This is a genomic window from Kocuria salsicia, from assembly GCF_007681555.1.
GTDB classification, from domain to species: domain Bacteria; phylum Actinomycetota; class Actinomycetes; order Actinomycetales; family Micrococcaceae; genus Kocuria; species Kocuria salsicia.
On sequence record NZ_VELE01000005.1, the window covers coordinates 41,082 to 61,908 of the forward strand.

Sequence of the window (20,827 nt, forward strand, 5' to 3'; positions counted from 1 at the left end):
CGCGCTCACCGCTGCCGGCGCACTGCGCCGTCGAACGCCGCGGCGTAATCCTGCCCCAGTTCCTGCCAGCTCGCCCCCGCTGCGGCCGGAAGAGCCCGCACGACGACGGAGAGGTTCCGCGGGTGCTCCCGGACCGTCTGTGCCGTGAGCTCACGCAGGCGCCGCTTAACCTTGTTGCGGGTCACGGCGTTGCCGACCGCCTTGGAGACGACGAACCCGACACGGGTGTCTTCCCCGGTATTCAGCCGCACGGATACGACGACGTTCCGGCGGCCGCTGCGGGCGCCGGAACGTACGGTGGCTGAAAACTGCGCCGAGGTCCGCATCCGGTGCCGAGTGGGCAGCATGATGCGAACCTCGCGGGTCGAATGGGTCTCAGGCCGACAGGCTGGCGCGGCCCTTGCTGCGGCGAGCACCGATGATGGCGCGGCCGGCACGGGTACGCATGCGAGCACGGAAGCCGTGCTTGCGGGCGCGGCGGCGGTTGTTCGGCTGGAAAGTCCGCTTGGGCATTAGTCACTCCACGAGGTTGGACAACGGTGTGCCACCGCGACGGATCGCAGGGGCGCACGCGGTACGTACATGAGGGCGTGCGGGCACGCAGAAATCGCGATACTACACGCACAAGACTGACCCACAGTAGTCAATGGCGACACACCGGTCAAATGGCACCGATGCCCCTGGGACGCGGTCCGGTGCCGCTGGACAGCTGATCCCCGGTGGCGGCGGCTCTCCACAGCTGTGCACACCACCCCTCCCAGGCATGTGGAAAACCACGTCCGGACGGGCATTCGACGGGAGTTATCCCCATAGTAGAACTACACGATTGTAGTTACGCACACCCCCGTGCTCGGGCTAGGTGCAGGCAGGAACGATGCTCTAGGCTGAGGTTCGCGGCCGCCCCCACGAGGTTTATCCACCGCTGTGTACAACTCTGTGGAAAACTGGAGCGTTCCGGTCCCTCACGTCAGGAGTCGTTCATGCAGCAGGACAACCAGACCTTGCTCGAGCAGTGGGCAGAGTGCGTCCGCATCATGAACGAGAACCCCCACGTCACCGGCCGCGGCCGCGGCAACATCGCCGTGTGCGAGCCGCGCGGGCTTATGGGGACCACCCTGCTGATGGCGGTGCCAAGCGAGGTCACCCGCGAGTTCTTGCAGCACCGACCCATGTCCGAGGTCCTGGATGCCACCGTCAGCCAGGTCTTCGGGGAGGACACCCTCATGGCCTTCGTGGTGGACCCGGAGCTCGAGGTGCAACCGCGCCCCGCCCGCCCCGCAACCGATGCGCGCGTCTCGGACGCCCGCACCTCCGACACCGCCATGCCCTCGCTGAACGAGGTGGAGGCCGAGCGCGCGCCGGGCGCCTTCCACCCCGGGCACACGGACAACTCCTCCAGCCTCGACGCAGCACCCTTCCTCTCCGGTGCATCGGCCGATGCCTTTGCCGACGCCGTGGCGGACGCCGGGAACCTCCCACCGCGTCGCGATCCCCAGGCGGCACCGCCCGCCCGTCAACCGGCGGAGGTCCTGAGCACGGGCAGCGGCTCGGACACGAGTCCCGCGGACTCCGAGTGGGACAGTTCGGCCCGACTGAACCCCAAATACGTGTTCGACTCGTTCGTGATCGGGCAGTCCAACCGCTTCGCCCACGCCGCCGCCTTCGCTGTGGCCGAGACCCCGGCCAAGGCATATAACCCGCTGTTCATATATGGGGAGTCGGGACTCGGGAAGACCCACCTCCTCCACGCGATCGGCCACTATGCCAAGCGGCTCTATCCGAAACTGCGGGTGCGGTACGTGAACTCCGAGGAGTTCACCAACGACTTCATCAACTCCATCCGGGACGACGAGGGCTCCTCCTTCAAAGGCATCTACCGCAACGTGGACCTGCTGCTGATCGACGACATCCAGTTCCTCGCGGGCAAGGAGCACACGCAGGAGGAGTTCTTCCACACGTTCAACGCGCTGCACAACCACGAGAAGCAGATCGTGATCACGAGCGACATGCCCCCGAAGCAGCTCACGGGATTCGCAGAGCGCATGCGCTCACGCTTCGAGTGGGGTCTGATCACGGACGTTCAGCCCCCCGAGCTCGAGACGCGCATCGCGATCCTGCGCAAGAAGGCCATCAGCGAGGGGATGGACGCCCCTGACGACGTGATGGAGTACATCGCTTCGCACATCTCCACCAACATCCGTGAGCTCGAGGGCGCGCTGATCCGCGTCACGGCGTTCGCATCGCTGAACAAGCAGCCGGTGGACCTGCCGCTGGCGGAGCTCGTGCTCAAGGACCTCATCACGGACGACGGCGGCCAGGAGATCACGGCGGCCTCGATCCTCGGGCAGACCGCGGCATTCTTCAACATCACGCTGGATGAGCTGAAGTCCAAGTCTCGCACCCGCACGCTCGTGACCGCCCGGCAGATCGCCATGTATCTGTTGCGGGAGCTCACGGACATGTCGCTGCCGAAGATCGGCCAGGAGCTGGGCGGGCGGGACCACACCACGGTCATGCACGCGGACCGCAAGATTCGCACGCTGATGGCGGAGCGGCGCCAGATCTTCGACCAGGTGACCGAGCTGACCAACCGCATCAAGCAGCAGTCGCGCGAAGGCTGACACTGCCGCCGCACCCACTCGGCAGGAGGGGATCCCTGGACTTGGTCCCGGGGATCCCCTTTTTCCTGTCGTTCATCCACAGGCTGCGCCCGCACCGGCACTGGACCGGGGTGCCCTCATCCACATGATTCGACGGGTGTGTGGACGCGCTGTGAACAGCCGCCCGAGGGGCGGTGTGGAAAAATCTGTGGACAACCGGGGTCCGACCGTGGACAACTCGCCGGAATCGGTGGGTGGAGTTGTGGAATCCCCGGAATCACGCGGAAGTTCTGCACGCCACGGCCACAGCCCGACCTCGATCCATCCACAACCGATCAACACCCAGAACCCACGGATCCGCTGCGATGAAGGCGGTTATCCACAGAGTCCACAGGGGTTGTTAACACTTCTACCCCTTAAGAAAAGATCCACCGAATAACAAAAATCCTGACCTCCGCACGCCCGAACGAGCCCTGAGACCTCTGTAATTACACGAATCCTCAGACCCTGCCGTACAGAGTGGACTCCAGAGACTCACTACAGGTCGATGCCTGTCCGCCCCGCCGGATACCATGCAGGCACGACACTTCTGTTCTCCGGCAAAAGAGGGGCCCTCCGTGAAGTTCTCCGTCGAGCGCGACGTACTGGCCGAAGCAGTCACCTGGACTGCTCGTTCACTGTCCCCTCGCCCGCCCGTCCCCGTGCTCTCTGGGCTGCTGATCAAGGCCGAGAACGGGTCCCTGTCCATCGCGAGCTTCGACTACGAGATCTCCGCACGCCTGACCATCAGCGCTGACGTGATCGAGGAGGGGACCACCCTGGTCTCCGGCCGACTGCTCGCGGACATCTGCCGTTCCCTTCCCTCAGCACCTGTGCAGCTGGAGGCAGAGGGGGGAAAGGTCACACTCACGTGCCGGTCCTCCAAGTTCAACCTCGCGGCCATGCCAGTGGAGGACTACCCCCAGCTGCCGGGGCTGCCGGAACTCTCCGGCGTCGTCGCCGGGGACGAGTTCGCCCACGCGGTTGCCCAGGTGAACATCGCGGCCTCCAAGGACGACACCCTGCCGATCCTCACCGGAATCCGGGTGGAAATTGAGGGTGAGAAGATGACGCTGCTCGCCACGGACCGCTACCGCCTGGCCATGCGGGAGCTCACCTGGCGCCCCTCCGACCCCACCATCTCCACGGCCGCCCTCATCAAGGCCAAGACGCTCAACGACATCGCCAAGACGCTCGGGTCCTCCGGTGACGTGAACATCGCGCTGGCGGAGAACACCGAGCTCGTCGGTTTCGAGTCCGGCGGCCGACGCACCACGAGCCTGCTGATCGACGGCGAGTACCCGAAGATCCGCTCCCTCTTCCCGGAGAACACACCCATCACGGCGGTTGTGCGCACCTCCGAGCTCGTGGAGGCGGTGCGTCGCGTGTCTCTGGTGGCTGAGCGCAACACGCCCGTGCGTCTGGCCTTCAGCGAGGGGCAGGTGGCGCTGGACGCCGGTACCGGGGAGGACGCCCAGGCCTCCGAGGTACTCGACGCGCAGCTCAACGGGGACGACATCACCGTGGCGTTCAACCCCACGTACCTCTCCGAGGGCCTGCACGCCTTCGACTCCGCATACGTCAGGTTCTCCTTCACCGCCCCGCCCAAGCCCGCGGTGCTCTCGGCACAGGGAGACTCCGAGGGTGAGGACGACGTCACGTACAAGTACCTGCTCATGCCGGTTCGACTGCCCAACCAGTGATCGTGTGTTCGTAGACCACCTCTCGCTCCTGGACTTCCGCACCTACCACACCCTCGACCTCCCGCTGGCCCCGGGTCTCACGGTGTTCGTGGGACCCAACGGCGTGGGGAAGACCAACATCGTGGAGGCCTTGGACTGGGCCGCCACGCTCGGATCGCACCGGGTCTCGGGCAACGGCCCGCTGATCGCCACAGGTTCGGAGCGGGCGGTGATCCGCACCCGCGTGGACAGGGCCGGTCAGCGCACGGTCCTGGAGTACGAGCTCAACGCGGCACAGGCCAACCGGGTTCGGATCAACCGAGCGGCACCCGTCCGGGCCCGGGAAGCCCTCGGCACGCTGCACACGGTGCTCTTCTCCCCGGAGGACCTCACCCTCGTCAAGGGGGACCCCTCGCACCGGCGACGTTTCCTGGACGACCTCGCCACGGCCATGCGGCCTGTGCTCTCCGCGGCCCGCTCCGACTACGAGCGAGCACTCAAGCAGCGCAACGCCCTGCTGAAGTCCACCCGCGGCCGGCGCGGCTTCGACGAGTCGGACCGGGCCACTCTTTCGGTGTGGAACGACCAGCTCGCGCGCGCCGGTGCGGCCGTCATGGGTGCCCGCCTGCAGCTGCTGGAGGCACTGGAACCCGAGGTGGACCGCGCCTACCAGCAGCTCACCGACGGCCCCAAGCACGTCTCGCTCGGCTACGAGAGCTCCTCCGTGGCCCCTGGCACGGACCAGCGGGCGCTCGCGCACTTCTCCGTGGCGGACCTCTACGACCTGATGATGCAGGCGTTCGAGCGGATGGAGCGCCAGGAGCGCGAGCGCGGTCTGACCCTGGTGGGCCCGCACCGTGACGACCTCCTGATCCGACTGGGCGAGACCCCCGCCAAGGGCTACGCGTCCCACGGGGAGACCTGGTCCACTGCCCTCGCCCTGCGTCTCGGCTCGTGGTACGTCCACCTCGCGGACGATCCCGGCCGGGGCTCGGCGCCCGTCCTGATCCTGGACGACGTCTTCGCGGAGCTCGACGCCCGACGCCGCCGCCGCCTGGCTGAGCTCGTGGGGCAGGCCGAACAGGTGCTTGTCACCGCGGCCGTGGACGAGGACCTGCCGCTCGCGCTGCTCGAGCACACCCACACCGTGGTGGATGTGGAACCGGGCTCGGTCGCCGTGCGCGGCGACGCGTCGTCGTCGTCCGAGATCGTCCGGCATACCCAGGGCGAAGAAGGCGGGAACGGCGAGGACCACGGGGACCGCCACGACGGCGGCGACCGCAGCGGGCCCGGACCTGAAGGTGTGGAAAGCGCGACGAGGGGAGCCGAGGGTGGCTGAACCCGCACACCGGGACGTGGTGGACGCCGCCGCCGTGGCGTTGCAGCGCGTCCGCAAGGCTGCCCAGGGCCGCGGGGACATGCCGCTGTCCAAGGCCGCCGCGGCCAAGAACATGCGGGCCTTCGGCACCGCGATGGAGGAAGGCACGGGGTCCCCGGCTCTGCGCAGGTCCACCCGGTTCGGCACGGATCCGCGCCAGCTGGGAGGATTCTCCGGCCCCGGAAAATCTGCGCGGGACCCCAGACCACTGTCCTCCGTCGTGGACACCCTGATGACCCACAGGGGGTGGAAGACGCCCGTGAACGTGAGCACGGTGCTCGCGGACTGGCCGTCCCTGGTGGGTGTGCGAAACGCCGAGCATTCGTGGCCGGAGCACTTCGAGGACACCGTGGTGCGGGTGCGCTGCGACTCCACCGCGTACGCCACGCAGCTGCGCCTGATGCAGTCCGCGATCCTCGCGAACTTCGCGGACAAGCTCGGGGAGGGCATCGTGACCCGGCTGGAGATCCACGGGCCCGTGGGACCTAGCTGGAAGCGCGGACGGTGGCGTGTGCAGGGGCGCGGGCCACGGGACACCTACGGTTAGTCAGCGGTCCGGGGACCCGCCGACTCGACCCAGTGGCCCAGGAGGCACCACCCAGCACCCGGGGACCACCGCCAGCGCCCCGTCAGCGGCGGACACGAGTACGTCCGATCCGCGAGACGCGGCTCACCGGTCGGCCCAAAAACTGGCCAGAATCCTGCGAGCCGGTCCGCACCCCGAAAATGGCTCCACCCTGCGGCGAGGGGTTCCGGAGCGTCTGCGGGCCGTTCAGCGCGTCATCCGGTAGAATGTGGAGTCACAGATCTTCGTCCCGCCAGCCGATGAGCCGCGAGCCGTCTCATCGGCTGCACTCATGTGGGCGGGCGGTGATCGACATCCAATACGCAGGAGGACCGGAAACCCCGTGGCTACAGAGGATCCCCTAGAGCACGAGTACGGCGCGAGCGACATCACCGTTCTGGAAGGCCTCGAGGCGGTCAGGAAACGCCCCGGGATGTACATCGGCTCCACTGGTCCCAGGGGCCTGCACCACCTGGTCTACGAGGTGGTCGACAACTCCGTGGACGAGGCGCTCGCCGGGTACTGCGACAACATCGAGATCACGCTGCAGTCGGACGGCGGGGTGCGCGTCTCCGACAACGGCCGCGGCATCCCGGTGGACATGCACCCCACCGAGGGCAGACCCACGGTGGAGGTCGTGATGACCATCCTGCACGCCGGCGGCAAGTTCGGCGGCGGCGGGTACGCGGTCTCGGGCGGCCTGCACGGCGTCGGCATCTCCGTGGTCAACGCCCTGTCCCGTCTCGTGGAGACAGAGGTGCGCCGCCAGGGTTACGTGTGGCGCATGAGTTTTGCCAACGGCGGGCACCCCCAGGGCGAGCTGGCGCGCGGGGAACAGACGCAGGAGACTGGCACCACACAGGTCTTCTACCCGGATCCCGAGATCTTCGAGACCGTCGACTTCGACTTCGAGACCCTGCGCGCCCGCTTCCAGCAGATGGCGTTCCTGAACAAGGGCCTGCGGATCAGCCTCACGGACGAGCGGGCCACGGAGGAGACCGGCGACGAGATCGCCGGTGACGCCCCCGCGGACGTCACCGGCCCCCTCGAGGGCCAGGACGGCGGCACGATCGGTGCGGACGAGGCGGCTGCTGCCATCTCGGGCGCCCGCCAGGTGGTCTACTGCTACGAGGACGGCCTGCTGGACTACGTGACGTTCCTGAACTCGTCGAAGAAGGCGGAGCTGATCCACGAGGACGTCATCTCGCTCGAGGTGGACGACCCCGAGAAGAAGATGTCGCTCGAGCTGGCGATGCAGTGGACCACGGCGTTCAACGAGTCCGTGCACACCTACGCCAACACCATCAACACCCACGAAGGCGGCACCCACGAAGAGGGGTTCCGCACTGCGCTGACCACCCTGATCAACCGCTACGCGCGGGAGAACAAGATGCTGCGCGACAAGGACGACAACCTCACGGGTGAGGACGTCCGCGAGGGGCTCACCGCGGTGATCTCCATCAAGCTTGCCGAGCCGCAGTTCGAGGGCCAGACCAAGACCAAACTGGGCAACTCGGAGGCCAAGACCTTCGTGCAGCGTGAGATGTTCGACCTGTTCGGGACATGGTTGGAGCGCAACCCCAATCCGGCCAAGGACATCATCCGCAAGGCCATCTACGCCTCCCAGGCGCGGCTCGCGGCCCGCAAGGCCCGCGAGACCACCCGGCGCAAGGGCCTGCTGGAATCGGGCGGCATGCCCGGCAAGCTCAAGGACTGCTCGTCCAAGGACCCCACGCTCTCGGAGATCTACATCGTGGAGGGCGACTCCGCCGGCGGTTCCGCGGTGCAGGGCCGCGACCCGGCCCACCAGGCGATCCTGCCGCTGCGCGGGAAGATCCTGAACGTGGAGCGCGCGCGCCTGGACCGGGCGCTGTCCAACGCGGAGGTGCAGTCCATGATCACCGCGTTCGGCGCGGGGATCGGGGACGACTTCGACATTGAGAAGGCCCGGTACCACAAGATCGTGCTCATGGCCGACGCGGACGTGGACGGCCAGCACATCACCACGCTGCTGCTCACTCTGCTGTTCCGCTTCATGCGTCCGCTGATCGAGCACGGCTACGTGTACCTCGCGCAGCCGCCCCTCTACCGGATCAAGTGGTCCAACGCCGCGCACGACTACGTGTTCTCGGACGCGGAGCGGGACGCCGCTCTGGCCAAGGGCCTGGCGGAGAACCGCCGTCTGCCCAAGGACAACGGCATCCAGCGCTACAAGGGCCTCGGCGAGATGGACTACACGGAGCTGTGGGAGACCACCATGGACCCGGCGCACCGCACCCTGCGCCAGGTCACCATGGACGACGCCGCGGCTGCGGACCAGGTGTTCTCCGTGCTGATGGGCGAGGACGTGGAGTCCCGCCGAGAGTTCATCCAGCGCAATGCCAAGGACATCCGGTTCCTGGACATCTAGTCCGTCCCCGCACACGGTGATAGCCGGACATTCCCCCTCCGGCATGTACAGCAGTGGGCCGTGAAGGCCAAGACGAAACGGATACAGCAACGCATGAGTGACGAGACGCAGGACGGCAACGGTCCCGTGGAGCCGGAGAACACCCCCGAGGTCATCACGGAGGTCGGGACCGGGGAGGTAGAGACCGCTGGAGACCGAGTGGAGCAGATCGACCTGCAGACGGAGATGCAGCGCTCCTACCTGGACTACGCGATGGCCGTGATCGTGGGCCGGGCGCTGCCGGACGTGCGGGACGGCCTCAAGCCGGTGCACCGCCGCGTGATCTACACGATGTACGACGGCGGCTACCGCCCGGAGCGCTCGTTCAACAAGTGCGCGCGCGTCGTCGGCGACGTCATGGGCAACTACCACCCCCACGGTGACTCCGCGATCTACGACGCCCTGGTGCGCCTGATCCAGGGCTGGATCATGCGCTACCCGCTCGCGCTGGGGCAGGGCAACTTCGGCTCCCCGGGCAACGACGGCGCCGCGGCACCGCGGTACACCGAGACCAAGATGGCGCCGCTGGCCATGGAGATGGTCCGGGACATCCACGAGGACACCGTGGACTTCCAGGACAACTACGACGGCAAGCAGCAGGAGCCCACCGTGCTGCCGGCGCGCTTCCCCAACCTGCTGGTCAACGGCTCCTCGGGTATCGCGGTGGGCATGGCCACCAACATCCCCCCGCACAACCTGCGGGAGGTCGCGGACGGCGTCCAGTGGTACCTGCAGAACCCGGACGTGGACCGCGAGACCCTGCTGGAGGAGCTCATCAGGCGCGTCAAGGGCCCGGACTTCCCGTCCGGCGCCCAGATCCTCGGGCACAAGGGCATCGAGCAGGCGTACCGCACCGGCCGCGGCTCGATCACCCAGCGCGCGGTGGTCAGCGTGGAGGAGCTCAACAACCGCACCTGCCTGGTGGTCACGGAGCTGCCGTACCAGGTCAACCCGGACAACCTGGCGATCAAGATCGCCGACCTCGTCAAGGACGGCAAGGTCCAGGGCATCGCGGACATGCGGGACGAGACTTCGGGGCGCACCGGTCAGCGCCTGGTGATCGTGCTCAAGCGGGACGCCGTGCCCAAGGTGGTGCTCAACAACCTCTACAAGCACACGCAGCTGCAGGAGAACTTCTCCGCGAACATGCTCGCGCTCGTGGACGGGGTGCCACGCACGCTGTCCCTGGACGCCTTCGTGTTCCACTGGGTGGCCCATCAGATGGAAGTCATCGTGCGGCGCACCCGGTTCCGCCTCAAGCAGGCGCAGGAGGAGGCGCACATCCTGCTGGGCCTGCTCAAGGCCCTGGACGCCCTGGACGAGGTGATCGCCCTGATCCGCCGCTCGCCCACCGTGGAGGAGGCGCGCTCCGGGCTGATGGAGCTGCTCGGCATCGACGAGGCTCAGGCCCAGGCGATCCTGAACATGCAGTTGCGCCGACTGGCCGCCCTGGAGCGTCAGAAGATCCAGGACCGCCACGCGGAGCTGCAGCGGCTGATTGACGAGTACGAGGCGATCATTGCGTCCGAGGATCGTCAGCGCGAGATCATCTCCGAGGAGCTCGGGGAGATCGTGGAGCGCTACGGGGACGACCGCCGCACGGAGGTGCTCTACGGCTTCGACGGGGACGTCTCCATGGAGGACCTCATTCCGCAGCAGCAGGTGGTGGTCACCATCACCCGCGACGGCTACGTCAAGCGCACCCGCGCGGACGAGTACCGCGCGCAGCACCGCGGCGGCCGGGGCATCAAGGGCGCCCAGCTGCGCGGCGACGACGTCGTGGAGCACTTCTTCGTGACGAACACCCACAACTGGATCCTGTTCTTCACCACCCTGGGGCGGGTATACCGGGTCAAGGCGTACGAGTTCGTGGAGGCCGGGCGTGACGCCAAGGGCCAGCACGTGGCGAACCTCATGGAGTTCCAGCCGGACGAGCGCATTGCCAAGGTCATGGAGCTGCACTCCTACCAGGACGCCCCGTACCTGGTGCTCGCCACCCGCAGCGGGCTGGTCAAGAAGTCCCGTCTCACGGACTACGACACCAACCGTTCCGCCGGCGTGATCGCCATCAACCTGCGCGAGGGCGACGAGCTGGTCTCGGCCATGCTCGTGAACACGGACGACGACATCATGCTGATCTCGCGCCACGGCCAGTCCTTGCGCTTCACGGCCGACGACGACGCCCTGCGCCCCATGGGCCGCGCGACGTCCGGTGTGACGGGCATGAAGTTCCGTTCCGGCGACGAGCTGCTCTCGGCCAACGTGGTCACGGACGACTCGCACGTGTTCGTGGTGACCGAGGGCGGCTACGCCAAGCGCACCGAGGTGCAGGAGTACCGCGTCCAGGGCCGCGGCGGCCTGGGCATCAAGGTGGCCAAGCTCGCCGAGGTCCGTGGTGGCCTGGTGGGCGGTCTGATCGTGGGCGAGAACGACGAGGTGCTCGTGGTCATGGAGAGCGGCAAGGTGGTGCGCTCCAACGTCAGCGAGGTGCCGTCCCGGGGCCGCGACACCATGGGGGTGATCTTCGCGAAGCCCGGTGCCAACGACACCATCGTGGGTGTGGCCCGCAACGCGGAGCGCGAGATCGAGAAGGAAGTGGCCGAGGAGGGCGTCGAGGAGGCCGGGCACGAGGACGTCGCGGCCGCCACAGCGGTCGATCCGTTCGCGCGCACCGAGTCCACGGTCGAGAAGGATGCGATCCGGGGCGGCGAGGGAGAGGCCGTCTCCGAGGAGGTCGACGTCGTGATCGTCGAGGACGCTGGTGACCCGGCGGACGATGCGGATGCAGTAGCGTTGGAGGACAACGACAACGGAGGTGACGCATGAGCGCGAGCTCGGCCTCGAAGGCGGGTCAGACCGTGAAGGCTTCTTCCCCCAAGAAGCCCGCCGCCCAGCAGAGCGGCAGCAGGAAGACCCCGGCCCAGCAGGGTGGCAAGGGCGGCAAGGGTCTCGTGCGGCCGGCACCACGGGCAAAGGTGCGCCGCGCCCGCCTGGTGGTCTCCAAGGTGGACACGTGGTCCGTGCTCAAACTGGCGTTCCTGCTCTCCGTGGCCCTGGGCATCATCACGGTCGTGGCGTCCCTGGTGCTGTGGATCGTGCTGAACCTGACCGGCCTCTTCGACGGGATCAACGAGATGCTCTCCATGCTCGGCGGCAACGCTGGCGGCACAGACATCAAGAAGTTCCTCTCGCTCGGCAACGTGGCCCTGTTCGCCACGGTGATCTCGGTGGCCAATGTGATCCTGCTGTCCGTGCTCTCGGTGCTCGCCGCGCTGCTCTACAACATCGCGGCGTCGCTGATCGGCGGCATCGGGGTCACGCTCACGGACGACTGAGCCCCGGTCGGACCCCTGCACCGAGGGATTTGGTGCGGGGGAGCAACCTCCGGTAAAGTCTTGGCGTGGCCAGGCAGACAGTGTTCTGCTGGCACACGCTGAGGGCGTATAGCTCAGACGGTTAGAGCGCTTCGCTGATAACGAAGAGGTCCCAGGTTCAATTCCTGGTACGCCCACCCCTCGAATTCCCCACCAACCGCGAGATGTTCTCGTTCGGAAGGTTCCCCATGAAGGCTCGTATCGCAGCACTGATCGCCGTTGCCGGACTCTCGGTGGCAGCGGTGAAGTCCTGGCGGGACGCAGAAGCCAGGCGTGAGGCGTGGAATTCGGCCGTGGATCCCGTGGACTGAGTCCCACGGTCGCAGGTGTTCCGCGCGGCGGCGGCGCACCACAATCGAATACGGGGCCTTAGCTCAGTTGGTAGAGCGCTGCCTTTGCAAGGCAGATGTCAGGAGTTCGAATCTCCTAGGCTCCACGGCACACAGACCAGAGGCCGCATCCCGTCGGGGATGCGGCCTCTGGTCGTTCTCACGTGTGGGCAGAGGCGAGGCGCGTGTGTGTCACGCGGAGCCTCGTGCAGGGCAGGGAGGAGTCGCCGTGACAGACTTGGTGTGATGTTGTGACACCCCTCATACCCCGACGTGTGGAGTAGCCGTATGCGCGAGACGACCCCCCTGCAGCCCCTGCCGTCGGTGGACCCCCACGAACGCCTGGAGACGATCCAGCGGTGGCGTCTGATCGGCCCGGGCCTCGTCGTGGCTGCCACGGGTGTGGGGGCTGCCGACATGGTGGCCACCCTGACCGCCGGCTCGCGCTACGGCTACACCCTGCTGTGGGCCGTGGTGGTGGGCACCATCATGAAGATCGTGCTCGTGGAGGGCGCGGGGCGCTACTCGCTGGCCAGCGGTCGCACGATCTTCGAGGGCTGGCGGTCGCTCGGACGCTGGACCACGTGGTACTTCGGCCCGTACATCCTCATTTGGGGCTTCGTGTACGGGGCCACCGCCATGTCCTCCTCCGCGCTGCCGCTCGCCGCGCTCTTCCCCGTGCTGCCACTGTGGGCGTGGGCGATCCTCATGGGTCTGCTCGGCTTCGGCATCGTGTGGGCAGGGCGCTACGCGTTCGTGGAGAAGATCACCGCGGCCATGGTGGGGATCATGTTCCTGGTCATGGTGGGCTTGGCGATCATCACACTGCCCAACATCCCCCAGATGATCACGGGTCTGATCCCCGTGATCCCGCAGGGGGGCGTGGTCTACACGCTGGCCCTGGCAGGCGGCGTGGGCGGAACCATCACCCTGGCGGCATACGGCTACTGGCTGCGGGAGAAGGGCTGGCACCAGCCGCGCTGGATGCGCGTCATGCAACTGGACAACACCGTGGCGTACGTGGTCACGGGCATCTTCGTGCTCGCCATGCTGGTCGTGGGAGCGGAGGTACTCTACTCCGCCGGCTACGCGATCGGCGCCGGTGACAAGGGGCTGCTGGACCTCGACAAGGTGCTGCGGGCGCGCTACGGGGACGTGATCGGAGTGACGTTCCTCGTGGGCTTCTGGGCGGCGTCCTTCTCCTCCGTGGTGGGGGTGTGGTCCGGTGTGTCCCTGATGTTCGCGGACTACTGGGGCAACATCCGCCACAAGCCCAGCGGCCACCCGGACACCCGCAACGGTGGAAAGTACTTCAAGTTCTACCTGCTGTGGCTCACGTTCCCGCCCATGCTGCTGCTGATCCTCGACCGCCCCGTGTTCCTGATCCTGCTCTACGGGGTGCTGGGCGCGCTGTTCATGCCGTTCCTGGCAATCACGTTGCTGGGACTGCTCAACACCTCGCGCACGCCCAAGCGCTGGCGCAACGGGATGTGGACCAACGCCGTGCTCGTGGTGTGCGCCATCCTGTTCATCATCCTGGGCGTCTACCAGACCTACGAGACGGTGTCGGACATCTTCTCCTGACCCTGACTCCGCGCCTGGTTCCGAGCACGGTCTGCCGCCGCGGTGGTGCGGCCACCGGCCCCACCACCGTGCGCGGTGGCCCCGCCGTGGCTCGACCGCACTGGCGGGGCCACCTCTTCCGCGCCGGTGCCGTGCACTCCCACCCCCAGACGACGACGCCGCGCCCCTCGAACGAGGGGCGCGGCGTCGTGGTCAGAGGCACCGGAAGCGGTGTCTCAGGGCCTCAGTGCTTGGGGCCCTGCTTCGGATCGTGCTTGGAGTTGTTGTCGGGAGAGCCCAGCTTGGTGTCGTCGCTGCCGGAGCCCTTGATCTGCTCCTTGACCTCGTTGACGGTCTGCTTGGCGTCCTCCGCCACGGACTTCACGCTGTCCGTGGCGCGGTGGGCCGCCTGCGACGCAGTGCCCTCCTTGTGGACGGGGGAGGACGGATCCTTGACGTCGTCCACCTTCACACCGGCGCCGGCGGCCACGGTGGAGTTGGTGTTGACGGGCGAGGCCGAGACGCGCGGGGACGCGGTCGCGGGGGTCTTCCAGGGGTCCTGGACCGGACGGGAGGCGCGCCACGCTGCCGCACCGGCCACGCCGCCGGCCACGAGCAGGCCGAGGAACAGGAGGCCCTTGTGGCCGCCCTGCGCCTTCTTCTGCTGCTTGGCGTACTCCTTGGCGGAGTTCTTCGCGGCCTTCTGGATGCGCTTGACGGTCTTCTTGTCGCCGGTCAGCTTCGCCACGAGGGCGTCGAACTGGTCCGAGGTGTCCGCGTCCGCGACCTTGGAGGCCAGGGCGGCGACGGCGCCAGAGTACTTCTCCTGGGCGGCGGCACGGCCGCGCGCGGTCTTCTTGGCGGCCTTGGCGGCCAGGGGGGCGGCAGCAGCTGCACCCGCGGCCTTCGCCTTGTCGCTGCGGTGCTTGACGTCCTCACCGAGCTCCTGGGCGCGGCCGAGTCCGTCCTGGACGTACGGGCCGGTGGCCTCGACGCCGCTCGCGAGAGCGGACGCGCCGGCCTGCACACCGTGCTGCAGCTTCTCGCCGAGCTCGCCGATCTCACTGGAGAGCCAGTCCCCGGCGTTGACGACCTTGGACTCCGCGGCCTTGTTGGCGGCCTTGGCCTGCTTCTGGGCCTTGCTCTTGAACAAGCTCATGTCTGTGTCCCTCCTAGAGGTGATGATTCTGCACATCTCCTCTCTCAGCATACGTTCTGCGAACCCTGGAATTCCCGGGGAAAACAGGGGTTCAGGCCGCTTTTCACTGTGCGCTGAACAACGTCGGCCCGCTCTGCCACCGTCCCGGGCCCCGTGCCACAATGACAGGCATGACTTCCGCTATCGCCACGCACAAGGCCACCATCCACACCAACCACGGGGACATCGTGGTGGAGCTCTTCGGCAACCATGCGCCCAAGACGGTCAAGAACTTCGTCGGTCTCTCGGACGGAACCCAGGAGTGGGCCGATCCCCGCACCGGTGAGAAGCAGAACGGCCCCCTCTACAAGGACGTCGTCTTCCACCGCATCATCAAGGACTTCATGATCCAGGGCGGCGATCCGCTGGGTCAGGGCATCGGCGGCCCGGGCTACAACTTCGACGACGAGATCAGCCCGGAACTGAACTTCAACGCCCCCTACATGCTGGCCATGGCCAACGCGGGCACCCGCAACGGCCGCGGCACCAACGGGTCGCAGTTCTTCATCACCACCGCGCCCACCACGTGGCTGCAGGGCAAGCACACCATCTTCGGCGAGGTCGCGGACGACGCCTCCAAGAAGGTCGTGGACGAGCTCAACAACGTGCGCACCGGCGGCCAGGACCGTCCCGTGGAGGACTGCGTGATCACCTCCATCGACGTGGAAGAGGTCTGAGACCCGCACGCCCCCTCTCATGAAGCCCACCCGGTTCTCCGGGTGGGCTTCACGCGTACCCGGGCCCCTGCGCAGCCTGCAGGATCACCGCAGCCCCGCTCCCACCAGTGAACATGCCGGAGAAAACATGAATCCACACTCACCCGACGAACCCCGCGACGAGACGCCCCAGGAGCCCACGCCCGCTGACCGTACCCCCTGGGGTGGCGCCTCCTCCGGTGGGGTCCCGCACGAGACGCCGGCGTCCGGTTCCGCTCCCGACGGCGAGCTGCCGGGCGGCGGGCCCGTCCCCGCCCCGCAGTACGGCCAGTACCTCCCGGGCCACGGTGCTGCCGGTCCCCGCGCCGACGGCGAGCCGTACGGAGCGCAGGACCCGTATGGCGTGCAGCGTCCGCAGGGCGTGGCGGCACCGGGACCCCACGATCCGCGCCGCCCCGTGGGGGCCCCGGCGCGGCGTCGTCGTACCGGGATGCCCGTGACCTGGTGGCTCATCGGGATCTGCGTGGGGGTCTGGGGTGCGCAGTGGCTCGTGGCGCTGCTGACGCCCTACAGCCTGGTCAGGGTGCTCGGCTACGTTCCAGCCCTGACCTGGGACGAGCCGTGGCGGATGCTGACGAGCGGTTTCCTCCACTCGATGCCCTCGCCGCTGCACCTGCTGCTGAACATGTACACGCTGTACCTCTTCGGGCGGATGCTCGAGCCGCTGCTCGGCACGTGGCGCATGCTCGTGCTCTTCCTGCTCTCGGTGCTGGGCGGCTCGGTGGGGGTGCTGCTGCTGGGCGATCCGTGGGTGGTCGTGATCGGTGCCTCGGGCGGCATCTTCGGACTCTTCGGGGCGATGTTCGTGTTCATGCGCCACTTCAAGAGCGACATGACACCGATCGTGGTGCTGATCGTGATCAACCTGGTCTTCGGCTTCGTGGTGGGGGGCGTCGCCTGGCAGGCCCACGTGGGTGGTCTGGTGGTGGGCGGTCTCGTGGCGCTCGCCATGCTCCCGGGGCTGCGGCGCAGCCCCCTCGCCTGACTGTCCACAGGGGTTGTCCACACCTGTTAACAACTTACACACCTGTAATTCCACAGCTGTGAACACCCCTGTGGACAGCGGTATCCCGGGCGTCCTGGCCTCATCCGCACACATGTTAATCGAGATATGCACAATCTTCTCCACACCTGTGGAAAACCTTCGTGCACCGCATGGGGAGAACCGGGTTCGCGTGTGACATCCACAACTCGTGTGCGGGAGCGCGAATAAACTGTGCGGCGGGGGCGTTCCATGGATTCAGGCCCCAGGCCAGTCACGCCTCGACGACGCGGCACCCCGGAACCCACTCCTCCCCGACATCCAGCCGGCACGGCAGTGCCGCAGGAGGGCCCAGGCTCCGGTCGGCGTGCACTGCTCAGCCCCTTCCTCAGTGCGCGCCCAGTCCCGATCCCCGCGGCGTCCCGATCGCCCGGGTCACCTCGAGAACCCCGGAAAGGCCGCGTCTCCATGACCCAGCTGACTCCTGCCCGCCGCCGACTCGCCCTCTTCGCCCTCGCACTGGGCGGCTTCGGCATCGGCTGCACGGAATTCGCCTCCATGGGCCTGCTCCCGCAGATCGCCCAGAACCTCCTGCCCGACCTCTACGGATCCTCCCCCGAGACCGGCATTGCCCACGCCGGATGGCTCGTGAGCGCGTACGCCGTGGGCGTGGTGGTGGGTGCCCCCGTGATCTCCTTCCTGGGGGCGAAGTCCTCCCGCACCGTGATGCTGCTCGTGATGGCCTCCGCCCTGCTGGCGGGCAGCCTGGCCTCCGCGCTCGCGCCGTCCTTCGCGGGGCTGCTGGTGATCCGCTTCCTCGCGGGACTGCCCCACGGGGCGTACTTCGGCCTCGCGTCCCTCGTCGCGGCCACCGTGATGGGCCCGGGCAACCAGGCCAAGGGTGTGGCGCTGGCACTGTCGGGCCTCACGGTCGCCAACGTGGTGGGCGTGCCCGTGATGACGGCGATCGGCCAGGCCTACGGCTGGCGCGCCGCGTACGGGGTGGTGAGCGTGGTCTTCGCCGTGACCGTGATCGGCCTGTGGCTGACGGTCCCGCGGCAGGCCCCGCTGCCCGGTGCCACCCGCCGCGGTGAGCTGAAGGCCTTCACCCTCCCCCAGGTCTGGATCGTCATGGGCGTGGCCGGTGTGGGCTTCGGCGGCTTCTTCGCGATCTACAGCTACCTCTCCCAGATGGGCCGCGAGCTCGCGGGACTGCCCGCGGGTGCCATCCCGTGGCTGCTGGCCGTGGTGGGCGTGGGCATGACGATCGGCAACATCGTGGGCGGCATCAGCGCCGACCGCAGCGCCCGCCGCACGATGGCCGTGGGGTTCCCGGCGCTCGCCGTGGTGCTGCTGCTGATGGGCGCGCTGGGCGGCTCGCCCGTGGGGATCTTCGTGGCGGGGTTCCTGATGTCCCTGGTCAACTCCTACATCATGCCGAGCATCCAGAGCTGGCTGATCACCGCCGCACGCGGCGCGCAGCTGATGGGTGCGTCCCTGAACCACGCGGCGTTCAACGTGGCCAACTCGATCGGCGCGCTGCTCGGCGGCGCCGTGATCTCGGCCGGGTTCGGCTACCGCTCCCCGGCGCTCGTCGCGTGCGCGCTGTCGATCGTGGGCGGGCTGCTGGCGCTGGCGGGCGTCCAGCGGCAGAAGCGGGACCGGCGGCGCCGCGTGGAGTCCGGTTTTCCCGTGACCTCCTCGCAGCAAGCGGTCTGAGCAGGTTTGGACGGCGACGCCGCTCGGCCCCCGTGGTCCCGCGCGGCGGGTGACCGGAGGGGCGGGCTACCGCACGGCGGGTGGCCGGAGGGCGGACTTCCGCACGCCGAACGGCGGGTGATCTGACCCCGGGTGGTCGTAGGGGCGGCGGTCGTGTGTGCCCTGGCTGGACGAAGGTCGGCGGCACGCCGGGGGACGGACCAGCGCACGCCGGGCGGCCGCAGGGATAGTGGCCGTGCGCCCGCTGGCCGGACAGAGGGCGGCGGTACGCAGGGGTGACCCCAGGCAGGGTGGCGGCGCGGCGGCGTCGTCGTGACGTGGCTCAGCGGACCAGGAAGTGCCCCGCGAGTAGGTAGGCGCCCGAGTCCAGGGCCATCAGCAGCGCCGCGAGAGCGAGCAGCCACGTGACGAGCAGGTTCACCCACGGGGAGACCGTGTCCCACGCGCGGCGCATGATCCGGGAGAAACGCTCCTGCCTGCCGACCGCCGTGAGCGCCACGAGCAGGGTCAGGGGCAGCTGGCTCAGCAGGGCCCAGACGATCCATCCGACGACTGCCCAGGTGAGCGGACGCGCGGAGGCGACCGCCACGTGGACGTCGAACGGGAGATCGAGGACCACGATGGCCACGAAGACGCACGCCGTGGCGTAGAGGGCCCACAGAGTGGTGGCCGGTTTCTTCTCGGGGGCCGGTGCGCCACGGGCACGACGGCGGGCGAGCGCCCGCCACACGGCGTAGCCACCGACCACGACCGCGAGGCCGAGCTCGATCCTCGCGGAGATGCTGCCCTGCCGGATCAGGTGCCACCAGTCGACCTCCTGCAGCCGCGGGCCCATCACCAGGGTGAGGGTCAGACCCCACGCCGCGGTGCCACCGAGCAGCAGCAGCGAGGACCCCACCATGTGCCGGCGCCGGACACCGGCGCCGAGAGCCGCGGCCATGATCACCATGGGTGCTGGGTCGAAGCCGGCCACGGCGGTTCCGAGGACGGTCAGGGTGTATTCCCACACGGTCATATTCGCGGGCCGCCGGTCAGCTCGCCACCGGTGCGAAGGCCGGGGAGGTCTTGCCCAGCCACGTCAGCCCCGGGTCCAGCTGGGCCTCCCACAGGGCCACGCGGTGCCCTCCGGTCTGCGAGATGTTGCTGGAGAGCCCCGTGGGCGCGGAGACGGAGCCCTCAAAGCCGCGGACCGCCTTCACAGAGATCGAGTCCTCGCCGCCCGAGAAGAACCAGATGCCCACGTCTGGCTTCTCGCGCGCCACGACCTTCGCAAGGTCGTACGAGGCGGGGTTCGCCGTCTTCCACTCCTGGCCCCTGGTGTACATGGGCGCGAAGTATCCCGCGAGGTTCACGCTGCGGGACCAGATCTCCGGGTGGCGCACGGTGAACATGGAGGAGCACCAGCCGCCCGCGCTGTAGCCCAGAGTGGCCCACGCGTCCCGGTCCGTGGAGACCCGCAGATTGCCGCGGATCCAGGAGACGACGTCCGTGCTCACGTAGGTCTCCCACTTGCCGTGGGTGCTGTCCACGCACTCGGTGTCGTTGTTGCCGGGGTAGACGTCCGGGATCACGACGATCGACTCTCGCAGGGTGGAGTCGCCCACGTTCGCCTTGATGTGGTGGGCGATGTCCATGGCCTGGGTGTAGGTCCGCACGTCCCCCGGGAAGCCGGTGAACGCCGTGATCACCGGATAGGTTCGCTGGGGCTCATGCATGTAGGAGGGCGGCAGCCACACCGTGGCGTCCTCGGTGATCCCGGACTGCCTGCCTGCGATCTTCAGGTAGACCCACTGGCCCGAGGTGTTGGAGGGATCCAGCTGGGAACCGAAGGACGCGTTGCGGGTGGGCTGGCTCTGTCCCGTGCTGTAGACCGCGTGCGGGAGCTCCTTGACCGCCTTCACGGCCACCATGGCGGCCCCGGCGTCCGTGGTGGTCACCGGGCCCCCGCCGCTGGAGAGCAGGTCCCCCCAGCTGGAGTACCACTGGTTGTCCATGTTCAGCTTCAGGAAGCAGACTGCGAGCACCAGCAGGCACACGAGCACCAGGCACACGAGCTGCAGGACGTACTTGAGGACCCCGGGGCGGCGCTGGCGTGGCAGCACCAGGACGGTGACGGCCACCAGCACCACCGCGACCGCGGTGACCGTGATGAACAGGGGCCACCCGTTCAGTTCGAAGAACGCCATTGCGAAGTGCTCGTTTCCAGTGGTTTCCCACGTATCTTGTCAGCAGT

Annotated in this window: 17 protein-coding genes and 2 tRNA genes; 14 read left to right on the plus strand and 5 right to left on the minus strand. The window is 68.0% G+C overall.

Going from position 1 to position 20,827, the window contains the following annotated elements:
• Positions 1–5: 5 nt before the first annotated feature.
• Together rnpA and rpmH are read right to left on the minus strand one after the other, a co-directional pair.
• On the minus strand, positions 6–347 hold the full coding sequence (gene rnpA / locus FS770_RS08800; protein ID WP_144941538.1) for a ribonuclease P protein component: 342 nt from the start codon (positions 345–347) through the stop codon (positions 6–8).
• A gap of 28 nt (positions 348–375) precedes the next feature.
• Positions 376–513 carry a 50S ribosomal protein L34 gene (gene rpmH, locus FS770_RS08805; protein ID WP_012399425.1) on the minus strand — a complete coding sequence of 46 codons (138 nt, stop codon included), beginning with the start codon at positions 511–513 and terminating at the stop codon, positions 376–378.
• A gap of 467 nt (positions 514–980) precedes the next feature.
• Between rpmH and dnaA the strand changes: the two genes are divergently transcribed.
• From dnaA to FS770_RS08855, 11 genes are all read left to right on the plus strand, one after another.
• Positions 981–2,621 carry a chromosomal replication initiator protein DnaA gene (gene dnaA / locus FS770_RS08810; protein WP_144941536.1) on the plus strand — a complete coding sequence of 547 codons (1,641 nt, stop codon included), beginning with the start codon at positions 981–983 and terminating at the stop codon, positions 2,619–2,621.
• A gap of 596 nt (positions 2,622–3,217) precedes the next feature.
• Positions 3,218–4,342, plus strand: coding sequence for a DNA polymerase III subunit beta (gene dnaN / locus FS770_RS08815; RefSeq protein ID WP_055086126.1), 1,125 nt, complete (start codon positions 3,218–3,220; stop codon positions 4,340–4,342).
• A 4-nt stretch (positions 4,343–4,346) separates the two neighbouring features.
• On the plus strand, positions 4,347–5,660 hold the full coding sequence (gene recF / locus FS770_RS08820; RefSeq protein ID WP_144941532.1) for a DNA replication/repair protein RecF: 1,314 nt from the start codon (positions 4,347–4,349) through the stop codon (positions 5,658–5,660).
• Entirely contained in the window at positions 5,653–6,246 is a 594-nt protein-coding gene (locus FS770_RS08825) for a DciA family protein (protein ID WP_144941530.1), read from the plus strand. Before recF ends, FS770_RS08825 begins: the two co-directional genes overlap by 8 nt.
• A 361-nt stretch (positions 6,247–6,607) precedes the next feature.
• Positions 6,608–8,674, plus strand: a complete 2,067-nt coding sequence (gyrB, locus tag FS770_RS08830) for a DNA topoisomerase (ATP-hydrolyzing) subunit B (RefSeq protein ID WP_145011229.1) — start codon at positions 6,608–6,610, stop codon at positions 8,672–8,674.
• A 93-nt stretch (positions 8,675–8,767) separates the two neighbouring features.
• Complete coding sequence (gene gyrA, locus FS770_RS08835) at positions 8,768–11,539, plus strand: DNA gyrase subunit A (RefSeq protein ID WP_055086132.1); 2,772 nt, start codon at positions 8,768–8,770, stop codon at positions 11,537–11,539.
• A complete protein-coding gene (locus FS770_RS08840; protein ID WP_055086134.1) occupies positions 11,536–12,048 on the plus strand; it encodes a DUF3566 domain-containing protein in 513 nt (170 codons plus the stop codon). Before gyrA ends, FS770_RS08840 begins: the two co-directional genes overlap by 4 nt.
• 102 nt (positions 12,049–12,150) lie before the next feature.
• Positions 12,151–12,224 (plus strand) — tRNA-Ile (locus FS770_RS08845).
• Between the two features lie 51 nt (positions 12,225–12,275).
• Positions 12,276–12,398 carry a hypothetical protein gene (locus tag FS770_RS14220; protein ID WP_256385958.1) on the plus strand — a complete coding sequence of 41 codons (123 nt, stop codon included), beginning with the start codon at positions 12,276–12,278 and terminating at the stop codon, positions 12,396–12,398.
• A gap of 52 nt (positions 12,399–12,450) precedes the next feature.
• Positions 12,451–12,523: transfer RNA gene (locus tag FS770_RS08850), tRNA-Ala, on the plus strand.
• Positions 12,524–12,704: 181 nt separating this feature from the next.
• On the plus strand, positions 12,705–14,000 hold the full coding sequence (locus tag FS770_RS08855; protein ID WP_144941528.1) for an Nramp family divalent metal transporter: 1,296 nt from the start codon (positions 12,705–12,707) through the stop codon (positions 13,998–14,000).
• Positions 14,001–14,223: 223 nt separating this feature from the next.
• On the opposite strand, the gene FS770_RS08860 is transcribed toward FS770_RS08855, so the two are convergent.
• Positions 14,224–15,138 (minus strand): hypothetical protein, encoded by a 915-nt coding sequence (locus tag FS770_RS08860; protein ID WP_145011232.1) that lies wholly within the window; start codon positions 15,136–15,138, stop codon positions 14,224–14,226.
• 161 nt (positions 15,139–15,299) lie between these two features.
• Here FS770_RS08860 and FS770_RS08865 point away from each other — a divergent pair, with 161 nt between their 5' ends.
• The 3 genes from FS770_RS08865 to FS770_RS08875 all read left to right on the plus strand — a co-directional run bounded on the left by FS770_RS08865 (position 15,300) and on the right by FS770_RS08875 (position 18,594).
• The gene (locus FS770_RS08865) at positions 15,300–15,854 is read left to right on the plus strand and encodes a peptidylprolyl isomerase (RefSeq protein ID WP_174233399.1); all 555 of its coding nucleotides are present in this window, start codon (positions 15,300–15,302) and stop codon (positions 15,852–15,854) included.
• 127 nt (positions 15,855–15,981) lie between these two features.
• Positions 15,982–16,878 (plus strand): rhomboid family intramembrane serine protease, encoded by an 897-nt coding sequence (locus FS770_RS14105; RefSeq protein WP_244944845.1) that lies wholly within the window; start codon positions 15,982–15,984, stop codon positions 16,876–16,878.
• 465 nt (positions 16,879–17,343) lie between these two features.
• The gene (locus tag FS770_RS08875) at positions 17,344–18,594 is read left to right on the plus strand and encodes an MFS transporter (protein ID WP_055086142.1); all 1,251 of its coding nucleotides are present in this window, start codon (positions 17,344–17,346) and stop codon (positions 18,592–18,594) included.
• Positions 18,595–18,916: 322 nt separating this feature from the next.
• On the opposite strand, the gene FS770_RS08880 is transcribed toward FS770_RS08875, so the two are convergent.
• Both FS770_RS08880 and FS770_RS08885 read right to left on the minus strand, forming a co-directional pair.
• The gene (locus FS770_RS08880; RefSeq protein WP_145011235.1) at positions 18,917–19,609 is read right to left on the minus strand and encodes a hypothetical protein; all 693 of its coding nucleotides are present in this window, start codon (positions 19,607–19,609) and stop codon (positions 18,917–18,919) included.
• Between the two features lie 16 nt (positions 19,610–19,625).
• A complete protein-coding gene (locus FS770_RS08885) occupies positions 19,626–20,780 on the minus strand; it encodes an alpha/beta hydrolase (RefSeq protein ID WP_055086146.1) in 1,155 nt (384 codons plus the stop codon).
• Positions 20,781–20,827: the final 47 nt, after the last annotated feature.

Coding starts and splice junctions, on each gene's coding strand:
- rnpA (WP_144941538.1), bottom strand. CDS start 347: ATGCTGCCCACTCGGCACCGGATGCGGACCTCGGCGCAGTTTTCAGCC.
- FS770_RS14220 (WP_256385958.1), top strand. CDS start 12,276: ATGAAGGCTCGTATCGCAGCACTGATCGCCGTTGCCGGACTCTCGGTG.
- FS770_RS08885 (WP_055086146.1), bottom strand. CDS start 20,780: ATGGCGTTCTTCGAACTGAACGGGTGGCCCCTGTTCATCACGGTCACC.
- FS770_RS08880 (WP_145011235.1), bottom strand. CDS start 19,609: ATGACCGTGTGGGAATACACCCTGACCGTCCTCGGAACCGCCGTGGCC.
- gyrA (WP_055086132.1), top strand. CDS start 8,768: ATGAGTGACGAGACGCAGGACGGCAACGGTCCCGTGGAGCCGGAGAAC.
- FS770_RS08840 (WP_055086134.1), top strand. CDS start 11,536: ATGAGCGCGAGCTCGGCCTCGAAGGCGGGTCAGACCGTGAAGGCTTCT.
- FS770_RS08875 (WP_055086142.1), top strand. CDS start 17,344: ATGACCCAGCTGACTCCTGCCCGCCGCCGACTCGCCCTCTTCGCCCTC.
- FS770_RS08860 (WP_145011232.1), bottom strand. CDS start 15,138: ATGAGCTTGTTCAAGAGCAAGGCCCAGAAGCAGGCCAAGGCCGCCAAC.
- FS770_RS14105 (WP_244944845.1), top strand. CDS start 15,982: ATGAATCCACACTCACCCGACGAACCCCGCGACGAGACGCCCCAGGAG.
- dnaA (WP_144941536.1), top strand. CDS start 981: ATGCAGCAGGACAACCAGACCTTGCTCGAGCAGTGGGCAGAGTGCGTC.
- FS770_RS08855 (WP_144941528.1), top strand. CDS start 12,705: ATGCGCGAGACGACCCCCCTGCAGCCCCTGCCGTCGGTGGACCCCCAC.
- rpmH (WP_012399425.1), bottom strand. CDS start 513: ATGCCCAAGCGGACTTTCCAGCCGAACAACCGCCGCCGCGCCCGCAAG.
- FS770_RS08865 (WP_174233399.1), top strand. CDS start 15,300: ATGACAGGCATGACTTCCGCTATCGCCACGCACAAGGCCACCATCCAC.